A 13,323-nucleotide genomic window follows, 5' to 3' on the forward strand; every position below is an offset into this window, starting at 1 on the left:
CTGGTACTGGGTGAGCTGGGACGGGAGCGCGGCGTACGTTCAGGCCCCGGGCGCGGTGCGGGCGCGGAGGTCCTTCTTGGAGACCTTCCCGACGCCGGTCGTGGGGAACGCCTCCACGAAGACGATCCGGTCGGGCACCTTGAAGGCGGCGAGCCCCCGGTCCCGGACGAACCGCTTCAGCGCGAGCGCCCCGACCGCCGGGGCGTCACCGCGCGGAATCACGTACGCGCAGCTCCGTTCGCCGAGGTACGGGTCGGGCTCGGCGACCACGTTCGCGTCGTGCACCGACGGGTGGGCAAGGAGGTGGTTCTCCACCTCCTCGGCGGCGATCTTCTCGCCGCCGCGGTTGATCTGGTCCTTGGCGCGCCCCTCGACCACGAGGTGCCCGCTCGGGGTGACCCGGACGAGGTCGCCGGTGCGGTAGAAGCCGTCCGGGGTGAAGGCGCGGGCGTTGTGCTCGGGCGCGTTCCAGTAGCCGCGGATGGTGTAGGGGCCGCGGGTCAGCAGATGGCCCGTCGTCCCCTCCGGCACGTCCTCGTCCTCGTCGTCGACGACCCGGATCTCGTCGTCCGGGGAGATCGGCCGGCCCTGGGTGGTGACGATCGTCTCCGTGTCGTCGTCGAGCCGGGTGTAGTTGACCAGGCCCTCGGCCATCCCGAAGACCTGCTGGAGCGTGCAGCCCAGGGCGGGCCTGACGCGCCGGGCGGCCTCCTCGCCGAACTTCGCCCCGCCCACGAGCAGGACGTCCAGGCTGGAGAGGTCGTAGGCGGACGCGGCGGCGGCGTCGGTCCAGACGAGGGCGAGCGGGGGCACGAGACCGGTGATCGTGACGCCCTCGTCCTGGATCAGCGGGAACGCCACGTCGGGTGCGGGGCGCGGGCACATGACCACACGGCCGCCGGCGTACAGCGCGCCGAGCGAACCGGGGGAGGAAAGAGGGAAGTTGTGGGCGGCGGGCAGCACGCAGAGGTACACGCTGGTCTCGTCGACACCGCAGATCTCGTTGGAGCCGCGCAGCGAGTAGATGTAGTCGTCGTGGGTCCGGGGGATGAGCTTGGGCACACCCGTGCTGCCGCCGGAGAGCTGGAGGAACGCCAGGTCGGACGGGGCCGGTCCGGTGAGGTCCACCGGCTCGGCGGGGACGTCGGACAGCGCCTCGAAGGCCCCGGCGTCCGCGCCGACGACGAACACGTGCCGCAGCGAGGGCGACCGGGCGAGCACGGTGGCCGCGAGGGCGCGGTGGTCGAAGCCCGCGTCCTCGCCGGGGATCACGTAGGCGACCGCCTCGGTGAAGGAGCAGAAGTACGAGATCTCCGACTCGCGGTGGGCGGGCAGCGCGAAGACCGGCAGCGCGCCGAGCCGGAAGAGCGCGAAGACGACCTCGAAGAACTCGGCGACGTTGGGGAGCTGGACGACGACCTTGTCGCCGCGGCCGATGCCGCGGGCCGCGAGACCGGCGGCGAGCCGGTCCGCGCGGAGGTCGAGCTGTCCGTAGGTCCAGGCGCGCCGGGTGGAGCCCGGGCCCGCGTGGTCGACGACGGCGACGCGGTCGGGGTGGGCCCCGGCCCGCGCGCGGAGCATGGCGCCGAAGGTCTCGCCCCGCCACCAGCCGGCCGCGCGGTAGCGCTCGGCGAACTCGGCGGGCCAGGTGGGCGTGGGGGTGCCGGGCGGGGCCGTATCCGGCGCCGCGGGCCGGGTCGGCGCGGTCACAGCTCGGCTCCCACGGCGTTCAGGAAGGTACGGAACTTGGCGGCGGTCTCGGCGGTCTCGGCCTCGGGCACGGAGGCGGAGACGATGCCGGCGCCCGCGTAGAGGCGCAGGGTGCGGCCCTCGGCCTCGGCGCAGCGGATGGTGACGACCCACTCGCCGTTGCCCTCCGCGTCGCCCCAGCCGACGATGCCGGTGAAGAACCCCCGGTCGAAGGGCTCGGTCTCGCGGATCACCTGTCTCGCGAGGGGCGTCGGGGTGCCGCAGACCGCGGGGGTGGGGTGGAGCGCGGACGCGATCTCCAGGGCCGACACCTCCGGTCGCGCGAGGGTGCCGGTGACGGTGGTGGAGAGGTGCCACATGGTGGCGGTGCGGATGAGGGAGGGCCGGGCGGGCACCTCGATGGCGGAGCAGTAGGGGGCCATCACCTGGTGCACGGCGTCGACCACGACGGCGTGCTCGTGCAGGTCCTTGGCGGACTCCAGGAGGGCCGCGGCGCGGCGCACGTCCTCGGCGAGGTCGTCGCTGCGGGGGATGGACCCGGCCAGCGGGTTGGAGACCAGCTGGTCGCCGCGCCGGGAGACCAGCAGTTCGGGGCTGGCGCCGAGCAGGGTGCGGTCGGGGCCGGTGGGGAGGGCGAAGGTGTAGCCGGCCGGGTCCCGGCGGGCGAGCCGCTGGACCATCGCGGGGAGGTCCAGCTCGTCGGGGCCGGTCACCTCCAGGGTGCGGGCCAGGACCACCTTGCTGAACTCGCCGTTCCACATGCGGTCGACGGCGGAGGCGACCCCCTTGGCGTACACCTCGGGTTCGGGTTCGGGCCGCACCGTCCAGGAGGCGGCCGACGGCTCGGCGGCGGGCAGGGCGACGAGCGGGTCGTACGCGAGCGCCGGTCCGGTGCGGACCGTCTCGGGTATGACGAGCGCGGCCGGGGCGTCCTGCTCGAAGGGGAGGGCGCCGATGACGACCGGGGCGGCCCGGCGGTCGGAACGGGCCGCCCGGAGCGCCGCGGTCACGCGCTCGGCGACCGGGGCGGTGCCGTGCGGCACCTCCCGCTGGACGCCGTGGGCGAGCAGGGTCCGGGTGGGCGTCGCGAGGAACCGGTCACCCCGGCGGAAGGCGTCGAGCAGCGCGGTGGCGGCTCCGACGGCGGAGTGGGGGTCTGCGGGCGCGGACGTGTGCGCGGCGACCTGGTGGACCGTCGACACGGGGGCTCCTTGGTATGGGTCTGGGATGGGGGGTTCGGCGGGTGGTTCCCTGCGGGGCGGGCGGGGCGACGAGGGCCCGGGCCGTCATCGCAGGGTGGCGCCGCCGTCGACGTAGATGTCCTGCATGGTGATGTGGCGGGCCCGGTCGGAGGCGAGGAAGACGACGGTCTCCGCGATGTCCTCCGGGTGGGCGATCCGGCCCAGCGGGATGCCGGTGCGGTGGGCGGCGACGTCCCCCTCGATCACGCGCCGGGGACCGGAGGGCCCGTCCCAGAGCGCGCGCTGCATGGGGGTGTCGGTGGAGCCGGGACAGACGGCGTTGCAGCGGACGCCCAGGGCGGCGACCTCCAGTCCCAGGCACTTGGTGAAGGCGACGGCGGCGGCCTTGGAGGCGGCGTAGGCGCTCATGCCGGAGCGGGGGATGCCGGCGGCGTTGGAGGCGACCGTCACCACCGAGCCGGAGCCCCGGGCGGTCATTCCGCCGACCACCGCACGGGCGAGGTGGAAGACGCCCGTGGTGTTGACGGCGAAGACCTCCGCCCAGTCCTGGTCCGTCATGTCGAGCGCGGGTCCGGTCCTGAGGACCCCCGCGACGTTCACGAGGATGTCGACGGGTCCGAGTTCGCGCTCGACGCGGTCCACGGTCCGGGTCACGTCGTCCCCGTCGGTGACGTCCAGGGGGTAGGGCACGACCGGTCCGGCGGCCGGGTCCCGGTCGTGGTCCCCGGTCAGGCGCGCGACGCTCGCCGCGAGCGGGCCCGCCGAGCGGTCGGTCGCCGCGACGGTGGCGCCGCGCGCGGCGAGCGCGTGCACCACCGCCTCGCCTATGCCCTGCGCGGCGCCGGTGACGAGGGCCACGCGGCCCTCGAACTCACCACGCGGTCTGCTGCTTTCAGCCACAATACCTCCTTGACTTAGGTAAGCCTAACCTAATCCGTGCGAATGACCCATGGGCTTGACGCGGCGGCGGCCCGAGGGCCGCCGCCGACTTCGGAGTTCCGAACGGACCGACGTCACCGGCGAGGTGACGGACCGTCCGCGACGGCCCGCAGAGCCGCGTCCAGGAGCGGGCCGATCTCCTCCAGCGCCTCCGGCGCCATCAGCTCGTCGTGACCCCGGTCGAGCACGTGCTCGGTGAGGACGCCGTCCACGTGCGCGGGCCACACGAGCTGCGGCGTCTCCCCGGCCGGAGTCGTCCGCGCGGCCGTGAAGAACAGGACGTCACCCCGGAAGTGCCGGGTGCGGCTGCGGGAGAGCAGCCGGACGCAGTGCACGTTGGTCTCCACGATCGCGTGCAGCAGCGAGTCGTCGAAGCCGGCCAGGAGGCCCTGGCTGTCCCGGATCGCGGCCACGGCCTCCTCGCGGGAGACGTCCCCGCGCCCGGCGGCCTCCGCGCCGAGACCGGCGACGGAGAGCAGGAATCCGTTCTCCTCCTGTTCGAGCCTTTCGCGCCACTCCGGGGTTTCGAGGTACGACCAGTCGTCCCGCTCCGGCGGATAGGCGTCCAGGAGCGCGAGGAACGCGACCTCCTCACCGCGCTCCTGGAGCATCGACGCGAGGGTGTGCGCCACCGTCCCGCCGAAGGAGTACCCGGCGAAGTGGTACGGCCCCTCGGGCTGCACCGCGCGGATCTCCGTCAGGTACCGCTCGCACAGCTCCGCGACGTCCGCCACGTCCGGCAGCTCCCCGGCCAGACCGGGCGACTGCACTCCGTACACCGGCCGGTCCGCGTCGAGGTGGCGCAGCAGGCCCGTGTACTGCCAGCCGAACCCGGAGGCCGGGTGGAAGCAGAACAGCGGCGCCTTCCCGCCCCGCTCCCGCAGCGGCAGCAGCACCCGCAGCGCGTCGCGGCGCGAGTCCGACCCGATCCGGGCCGCCACGTCCGCGACCGTCGGCGCCGACATGACCGTGCCCACCTGGACCGGAACGCCCAGCTCGTCGCGGATGCGGCCGACGAGCCGCATCGCCAGGAGCGAGTGCCCGCCCAGCTCGAAGAAGTTGTCCTCCACACCGACCCGGTCCAGGCCGAGCACGTCCGCGAAGATCCCGCACAGCAGCTCCTCGCGGGCGTCCTTCGGCGGCCGCCCGCCGCCCGCGTCCGCGAACCCCGGGGCGGGCAGCGCCACCCGGTCCACCTTGCCGTTCACCGTCAGCGGCAGCGCGGGCAGCTCCACGAACGCCGACGGGACCATGAACTCCGGCAGGGTCGCGGTCAGTCGGGACCGCAGCGCGGCCGTCACCGCCTCCGGGTCCGTACGCTCCGCCTCCGAGGCCGGCACCGTGTACGCCACGAGCCGCTTCACCCCGGTCGCCCCCGTGTGCACGACCACCGCGGCGGCCGCCACCTCCGGCGCGGCGGCGAGCGCCGACTCGATCTCGCCCAGCTCGATCCGGAAACCACGGATCTTCACCTGGTGGTCGGCCCGGCCCAGGTAGTCGATCCCGTCGTCCTCACGCCAGCGCACGAGGTCGCCGGTGCGGTACATCAGCGTGCCCGGCTCGCCGAACGGATCGGCCACGAACCGCTCCGCCGTCAGCGCCGGCCGCGCGAAGTAGCCGCGCGCCAGCCCCGCCCCCGCCAGGTACAGCTCTCCCGGCACCCCGCGCGGCACCGGCCGCAGCGCGCCGTCGAGCACGTACGCCCGGGTGTTGTGGATCGGCCGCCCCACACAGGAGGTGGCGCTGCCGCCGACGTCGGCGCCGAGGGCGTTGATCGTGTACTCGGTGGGCCCGTACAGGTTGTAGCCCATCGTGCCCTCGGTCCCCGCGATCAGCGACCACAGGGAGTCGGGCACGGCCTCGCCGCCGAGCAGCACCAGGGCGGGCCGGTGCCGCCCCTCGTCCAGGAGTCCCGCGTCGACCAGCTGCTGCCCGTACGACGGGGTGACGTTGACGACGTCGATGCCGACCCGGTCGTAGTGCGCGGTCAGCGCCGCCGGGTCGAGCCGCAGCTCCTCACCGATGACGTGCACCTCGTGCCCGTCGACCAGCCAGAAGAACTCCTCCCACGACATGTCGAAGGCGAACGACACGGTGTGCGCGACCCGCATCCGGCGCCCGCCCGCCAGCTTCACCGCGGGCTCGAAGATCCGCTCCCGGTGGTTCAGCAGCATGTTGACCAGACCCGAGCCCGGCACGACCACGCCCTTGGGGCGGCCCGTGGAGCCCGAGGTGTAGATCAGGTACGCCGGGTGGCGGCCGTCGCGCGGCGCCGACAGCTCCTCGTCCGCCACGGCCCCGCCGGCCAGCGCGGCCAGCTCCGCGACCGTCGCCGGGTCGTCCAGGACCAGCGGCGGCACGCCCGCCACCACCGGCACCCGGCCCGCCACCGCCGAGACGGTGACCAGGCAGAGCGGGCCCGCGTCCTCGACCATCGCGGCCAGCCGGTCCACCGGGTGGTCCAGATCGAGCGGCAGATACGCCGCCCCCGCCTTGAGCACCGCGAACAGCGCGACCACGAACTCCGCCGAGCGCGGCAGCCCCAGGGCCACCGTCCGCTCCGGGCCCGCACCGCGTGCGATCAGCGCGCGGGCCAGCCGGTTCGCCCGCTCGTCCAGCTCGGCGTAGGTCAGCCGCTCGTCCTCGAAGACGAGCGCGGTGGCGTCCGGGGTGAGCGCCGCCTGCCGGGCCAACAGCTCGACCAGCGACACGTCCGGCAGCTCGTGCCCGGTGTCGTCGCCGAGGGCGAGCAGTCCGGCCCGCTCCGCGCCCTCCAGGGTGCGCAGCCGGCCCACCGGCGTCGCGCCGCCCGCCGCGAACTGCTCGACCAGCAGCCGCAGCCGGCCCGCCAGCTCCTCCGCCGTCGCCCGGTCGTACAGGTCGGGACGGTAGGCCAGGCTGAGTTCGAGCGAGCGGTCGGGGGTGACCGCGAGGGTCAGCGGGTAGTGCGTGCCGTCGACGCTGTGCGTCCAGCCGATCTGGTGCCGCTCCACCGCCTCCTCGCGGGCCGTGTCGTCCAGGGGCGTGTTCCGGAACACGTACAGCGTGTCGAAGAGCTGCCCGACGCCCGCGGCCTGCTGGATCCGCCCGAGGCCCAGGTAGTGGTGGGGCAGCAGCTCCGCGTGCTCGCCCTGGGTCCGGACGAGCAGCTCGCGCAGCGTCTCCGAGGGACGCAGCGTCACCCGGAACGGCAGCGTGTTCATGAACATGCCGATCATTCGGTCGACCCCCGGCACCTCCGCCGGACGCCCCGAGACCGTCGCGCCGAACACCACGTCGTCCCGCCCGGTCATCCCGGACAGCGACAGCGCCCACGCCGCCGAGAGCACCGTGTTGAGGGTGACTCCACAGCCCCGGGCGAACGCCCGCAGCCGGTCACTCGTCTCCTCGCCGAGCGCGATGTCCACCACCTCGGCCGTCACCGGCTGCCGCGCCGGATCGGCCGGCGCCACCAGCGTCGCCTGGTCGAGACCCGACAGATGGGTCCGCCAGGCGGCCAGCGCCGCCTCGGTGTCCGTGCCCGCCAGCCACCGCAGGTACGCGCGGTACGGAGTCACCGGCGGCAGCACCTCGGCGCGGCCACCCGCCCCGTACAGCTGGAACAGCTCCTCGAAGAAGAGCGACTCCGACCAGCCGTCGGTCAGGATGTGGTGCTGCGTCACACAGAGCATCCACCGGTCCTCGGCGAACTTCAGCAGCGTCACCCGCATCAGCGGCGGCGCCGACAGGTCGAACCGCGTCGCCGCGTCCTCCAGCGAGAACGCCCGCTGCGCCTCGTCCTGCCCGGCCCGGTCCAGACGCGTCAGATCCCGTACGTCCCAGGGCAGCTCCCACGCGGCGGGCACCACCTGCACCGGACCCGGCAGGCCCTCGTGCCAGAACGCCGAGCGCAGGTTCGGGTGCCGGCGCAGCATCGCGTCGAACGCGGCGCGCAGCGCGGCCGTGTCCACCGCGTGCCGCAGCTCCACGAAGTTCTGCATCAGGTACACGTCGAGCGCGCGGTCGTCGTACTGCGCGTGGAAGTACAGCCCCTCCTGGAGCGGCGCCAGCGGCAGCACCTCCCCGGCACCCGGGAAGACCCGGTCGAGCAGCGCCCGCCCGGACTCGTCCAGCTCCACGAGCGCCGCACCGGCGGCCGGCGCGGTCCGCGCCGCCGCCTGCTCGTCCGGCGTCCGGGCCGCGGCGGCGAGACCGGCCACCGTCCGCTGCTCGAACACATCGCGCGGGGTGAGGACCAGGCCCTCCTTGCGCGCCCGCGTCACCAGCTGGATCGAGACGATGCTGTCGCCGCCCAGAGCGAAGAAGTCGTCGTCCACACCGACCGAGCGGAGCCCGAGCACCTCGGTGAACACCCGGCACAGGGCCTCCTCCCGCTCCCCGCTCGGGGCCCGGGACGCCGGCGAGGCACCGAGCACCGGTGCGGGCAGCGCGGCCCGGTCCAGCTTGCCGTTCACGTTGAACGGCAGCGCGTCGAGCACCACCACCGCGGCCGGAACCATGTAGTCCGGCAGCACCTCGGCCAGCTCCGCGCGGATCGCCGCAGGCTCCGCCGAGCCCGTCACGTAGCCGACCAGACGCTTCACCCCCGGCGTGTCCTCGCGGACCACGACCGCGGCCGCGTCCACCCCGGCCACCGCCGCGAGCGCCGACTCCACCTCGCCCGGCTCGATCCGGAACCCCCGGATCTTCACCTGGTCGTCGGCCCGCCCCAGGTACTCCAGCTCGCCGTCCGCCCGCAGCCGCGCCAGGTCACCCGTCCGGTACATCCGGGTCCCGGGCGGCCCGTACGGGTCGGCCACGAACCGCTCGGCGGTCAGCGCGAACCGGCCCAGATAGCCGCGCGCCGTGCCGTGCCCCGCGAGGTACAGCTCACCCGTCGTACCCGCCGGGACCGGCCGCAGCGCCGCGTCCAGGAGGTACGCGCGCGTGTTGCCGATCGGCCGCCCCACCACCGGGGTGGCGCTGCCGGCCAGGTCCGCCGCGAGCGCGTCCACCGTGTACTCGGTCGGACCGTAGAGGTTCACCGACATCACGCCGCTCGCCGCCCGCACCGCGGACCACAGCGCCTCCGGCACCGCCTCACCGCCGAGCAGCAGCAGCGCCGGACGGTGGTGGGCCGGGTCGAGCAGACCCCAGTCGAGCAGCCCGAGCGCATAGGTCGGGGTGACGTCCATCGCGTCCACCCGGTGCTCCCGCACATAGCCGACGACGAACTCGGCGTCCCGGCGGCCCACCTCGTCGAGCACGTGCAGCTCGTGCCCGGCGACCAGCCAGAACAGCTGCTCCCACGAGGTGTCGAAGCTGAACGAGGCCGTGTGCAGCGCCCGCAGCGCCCGGCCGCCGGTCGCGTCGACCACGGGACCGAAGACCTCGGCGATGTGGTTGGCGTACAGGTTCGACAGACCCGCGTGGGTGAGGACCACGCCCTTGGGGCGCCCGGTCGACCCCGACGTGTAGATGACGTACGCCGGGTGCCCGTCGGCGACCTCGGGCGACGCGAACTCCGCCGGCCGCGCGGCGAGCGCGGCGACCGTCTCCGGGGCGTCGAGCACGATCCGCTCCGGACCGTCCCCGGCCGGCGGCAGCAGCGGCACCGCCCGCGCGGTGGTGAGCACGAACGCCGGAGCGGCGTCCTCGACCATCAGACCCAGCCGGTCCGCCGGATAGTCCAGATCCAGCGGCAGATACGCGCCGCCCGCCTTCAGCACGGCCAGGATCGCCACCACCGTCTCCGCCGAGCGCGGCACGGCGAGCGCCACCACCGACTCCGGACCCACCCCGCGCTCCGCGAGCAGACCCGCGAGCCGCGCGGCCCGCCCGTCGAGCTCGGCGAAGGTCAACGACACGTCGCCGCAGACCACAGCCGTCGCGTCGGGAGTACGGGCCGCCCGCTCCGTGAACACGTCCGCGACCGTGCCCGCGGGCACGTCCCGCACCGTCCCCGGCCAACTGCTCCGCACCCGCTCCAGCTCGGCCGCCGGCAGCGTCGCGAGCGCGCCCACCGCCGTACCGGGCTCCGCCGCGATCCGCTCCAGTACGTGCGCGAGCCGGTCCGCGACCAGCCCCGCCGCCCGCGCGTCGAAGACGTCGGGCCGGTACTCCAGGCGCAGTTCGGCCCGCGCGTCCAGGGAGACCGCGAGGGTCAGCGGGTAGTGCGTGGCGTCCTCCGCCTCGACACCCGTCACGCGCACCCCGCCCGCGACCGTCTCGCGCGCCGACGGATCCACGGGGTAGTTCTCGATCACGACGAGCGTGTCGAACAGCTCGCCGCCGCCGCTCTGCTTCTGGATCAGCCGCAGCCCCAGGTGGTGGTGGGCCAGCAGCGCGTTCTGCTCGTCACGGAAGCGGCGCAGCAGCCCCTCGACCGTCTCCTCGGGCCGGCTGGCGAGCCGCACCGGCACGGTCGTGATGAACAGGCCGAGCATCGACTCGACGCCCGGTATCTCGTCCGGGCGCCCCGACACCGTCAGACCGAACACCACGTCCCGCCGCCCCGTGAGGCCGCCGAGCAGCAGCCCCCAGGCGCACTGGATCAGCGTGCTCGGCGTGGTGCCCAGCCGCCGCGCCGCCGCCGTCAGCCGGTCCGTCGCGGCCGCCGACAGCTCAAGGGCGTGCACCCCGGGCCGCACCGGCGCCCGCGCCGGATCCGGCGCCGCGACCAGCGACGCCTCCTCGACCCCGGCGAGCGCCGTCCGCCACGCCGCCTCCGCGGCCGGTGTGTCCTGCTCCTTCAGCCACTTCAGATACGCGCGGTACGGACGTACCGCCGGAAGACCGGAGGCGTCCCCGTCCGCCGCGTACAGCGCGAGCAGGTCACCGACGAGCAGCGGCATCGACCAGCCGTCGACCAGGATGTGATGGACCGTGATCACCAGCCGGTGGTCCCCGTCGGCGAGACGGGCGAGCACGAGCCGCAGCAGCGGCGGCCGGTGCAGCGCGAACCGCCGGGCCAGCTCGGCCCGCCGCAGCCCGGCCAGCCGCTCCTCGACCGAGGCGCCCGGCAGCGGGGCGCCGTCGGCGCCCTTCGCCGAAGCCTCCGTCAGATCGACCCGCTCGACCCCGAACGTCACCTCCGCCGGCACGAACTGCACCGGCTGGGGCACGCCCTCGTGCCAGAAACCGGCCCGCAGGTTCGGGTGCCGGCGCAGCAGCGCCACCGCCGCCCGTTCGAGCCGCTCGGCGTCCACCGGCCCGGCGAGACCCACCGCGACCTGCACGGTGTACACGTCGGCGCCCTCGCCGTCGTAGACGGAGTGAAACAGCATGCCCTGCTGCAGGGGGGACAGCGGCAGCATGTCCTCGATACGAGCCTGCGTCACTGCTGGGCCCTCCACATTTCTTCGAGCATGGTGATCTGGTTCTGGTCGAGGTCGAGCAGGTCGAGGTCGGACGGCGTGTGACCGGCGGACGAACCGCCGACCGCCCAGGCGGCGAGCAGGTCGAGGGCGGCGAGCCAGCCGTCCGTCAGCTCGTTCACCGTGTTCCGGGACAGGGCCTCGCCCGCCCAGACGAAGGTGGCGGCGAGCTCCGGTCCCTCCGGGCCGTTCTCGATCTCCGCGTCGACCGCGAGCGGATGCGAGAGCGGCATGTCCGGATCGGGCCGTACGGCGAGCGCGTCGGCCTCCGCCGCCGGACCCCACACGGACTGCGTCCGCGCGGTCTGCCGGCCGAGGTAGTTCCACAGGATCTCCGGGCCCGCGCCCGGCGCGAACAGCCGCGCCGTGGCCGCGTTCGCGTACCGCAGCAGCCCCGCGCCGATTCCGCCGTCCTGAACGCCCCGGACCCGCTCCTTGATCTCCTTCAGAGCCGTCCCCGCGTCCTGCGTCCCGGCGGCCACGGCAGCCGGGTCGTAGCCGTCGGCCGTGAGCCGCAGCGGATAGACGCTGGTCAGCCAGCCGACCGTCCGCGTCAGATCGGCGCCGGGCACGAGGTCCTGCTCCCGGCCGTGCCCCTCCAGCTCCACGGTCAGCCCGTCCGCCGCCCGTCCCGCCCGCGCCGCCCAGTCGCCCACGGCGAGCGCGAGCGCGGTCAGCAGCGTGTCGTTGACGGTGCCGTGGAAGGCCTGCGGCACGGCCGACAGGAGCGGCTCGGTGCGCTCGGCCGACAGCCGGACGGTCAGGCGTCGGGCCGTCGCCACCGTGTCCCGGGCCGGATCGAGCGGCCGCTCGGCCAGCAGGCGCGTGCCCGGTGCGGCCGCCTCCAGCCACCGGTCCAGCTCGGCCGCCCGCCGCCCGCTGTGCGCCTCGGCGAGCAGCCCCGCCGTCCAGGTGCGCAGCGCCGTCGGTACGGGTTCGAGCGCGGGCGTCTTCCCGGCCGACGCGGCCTCCCAGGCCGCTCGCAGGTCCGGCAGCAGGATCTGCCAGGACACCTCGTCCACCACCAGGTGGTGGGCGACGAGCAGCAGCCTGCCCGGCTCACCGGGACCTGCGTCCAGGTGCACGGCCCGTACGGTGGCCCCGGACTCCGGGTCCAGCTCGCCGGCGGCGCGGTCCGACGCGCGGCCGACCAGCTCCCGCAGCGCCTCCGGGGTGAGCCCGGACGCGTCGACGGTACGGAGTACGGCGGAGGCCGCCGGCGAACCGGGCGGGGCCACCTCGGCGCTCCACACGCCCGGCCGGGTCACGGTCAGCACCTGCCGCAGCCCGTCGTGCAGGTCGAGCACCGCCTGGAGGGCGGTCACGAGATCGGCGTGCCGGACCCCGGCGGGCACCAGCACCAGGCGGGCCTGGCAGAACCGGCGGAACGGGCCGCCGCGCTCGGCGAACCACCGCGCCACCGGAGGCAGGACCAGCGGACCCACCCCCTGCTCGGCCGGACGCACGGCGGACGCGGGGTCGGCCGTCGGCGCGGCGACGGCGGCGAGCCCGGCGGGCGTCGGGTGCTGGAACACCTGGCGGGCCGTCACCTTGAGCCCCGCCTTGCGGGCCTGGCTCACGAACCGGATGGAGACGATGCTGTCGCCGCCCAGCTCGAAGAAGTTGTCCTCGGCACCCACGGCGGGCAGTGCGAGGACCTCGGCCATCAGCCGCGCGAGCAGCTCCGCCGGACCCTCGCCGGGCACGGGACCCGGGACGGGGGCCACCACGGCCGCCGGCGCGGTGATCCGGGGCTCCGGCGGGGCGGGGAGAGCGCGGCGGTCGAGCTTGCCGTTGGGGGAGAGGGGGATCGCCGGGATCTCCATGAAGACGCTCGGCACCATGTACTCGGGCAGCCGCGCGGCGGCGTGCGCCCGCAGCGCGTCCGTATCGAAGGCCGCACCCGCCGCCGGGACCGCGTACGCCACGAGCCTGCGGCTCCCCGGCCGGTCCTCGCGGACGACGGTGACGGCGCGGAGGACGCCGGGCGTCGAGGTGAGCACCGTGTCGATCTCGCCGAGCTCGATGCGGAAGCCGCGGAGTTTGACCTGGTCGTCGGCGCGGCCGAGGTAGTCGAGTGCGCCGTTGTCGCGGCGTACGACGAGGTCGCCGGTGCG

General features: G+C 74.8%; 5 protein-coding genes. All 5 read right to left on the reverse strand.

What is annotated here, in order from left to right; all coding sequences use genetic code 11:
* Positions 1–39: 39 nt before the first annotated feature.
* Positions 40–1,710, reverse strand: a complete 1,671-nt coding sequence (locus tag ABT129_RS14090; protein ID WP_351900534.1) for a (2,3-dihydroxybenzoyl)adenylate synthase — start codon at positions 1,708–1,710, stop codon at positions 40–42.
* Positions 1,707–2,912 (reverse strand): isochorismate synthase DhbC, encoded by a 1,206-nt coding sequence (gene dhbC / locus ABT129_RS14095; protein WP_351900535.1) that lies wholly within the window; start codon positions 2,910–2,912, stop codon positions 1,707–1,709. The genes ABT129_RS14090 and dhbC overlap by 4 nt, the downstream gene beginning before the upstream one ends.
* A gap of 84 nt (positions 2,913–2,996) precedes the next feature.
* Positions 2,997–3,815: a 2,3-dihydro-2,3-dihydroxybenzoate dehydrogenase gene (locus tag ABT129_RS14100; RefSeq protein ID WP_502981759.1), complete on the reverse strand. Its 819-nt coding sequence runs from the start codon at positions 3,813–3,815 to the stop codon at positions 2,997–2,999.
* 110 nt (positions 3,816–3,925) lie between these two features.
* Complete coding sequence (locus tag ABT129_RS14105; RefSeq protein ID WP_502981760.1) at positions 3,926–11,146, reverse strand: amino acid adenylation domain-containing protein; 7,221 nt, start codon at positions 11,144–11,146, stop codon at positions 3,926–3,928.
* Positions 11,147–11,166: 20 nt separating this feature from the next.
* Positions 11,167–13,323: condensation domain-containing protein (locus ABT129_RS14110; RefSeq protein ID WP_351900540.1), on the reverse strand; the 2,157-nt coding region annotated here is incomplete at its 5' end.

It is taken from the genome of Streptomyces sp. NPDC002057 (assembly GCF_040296665.1).
Lineage (GTDB): Bacteria > Actinomycetota > Actinomycetes > Streptomycetales > Streptomycetaceae > Streptomyces.

Bases quoted from the DNA above. Each gene is read 5' to 3' on its own strand.
- ABT129_RS14105 (WP_502981760.1), bottom strand. From the start codon at position 11,146: ATGCTGCCGCTGTCCCCCCTGCAGCAGGGCATGCTGTTTCACTCCGTC.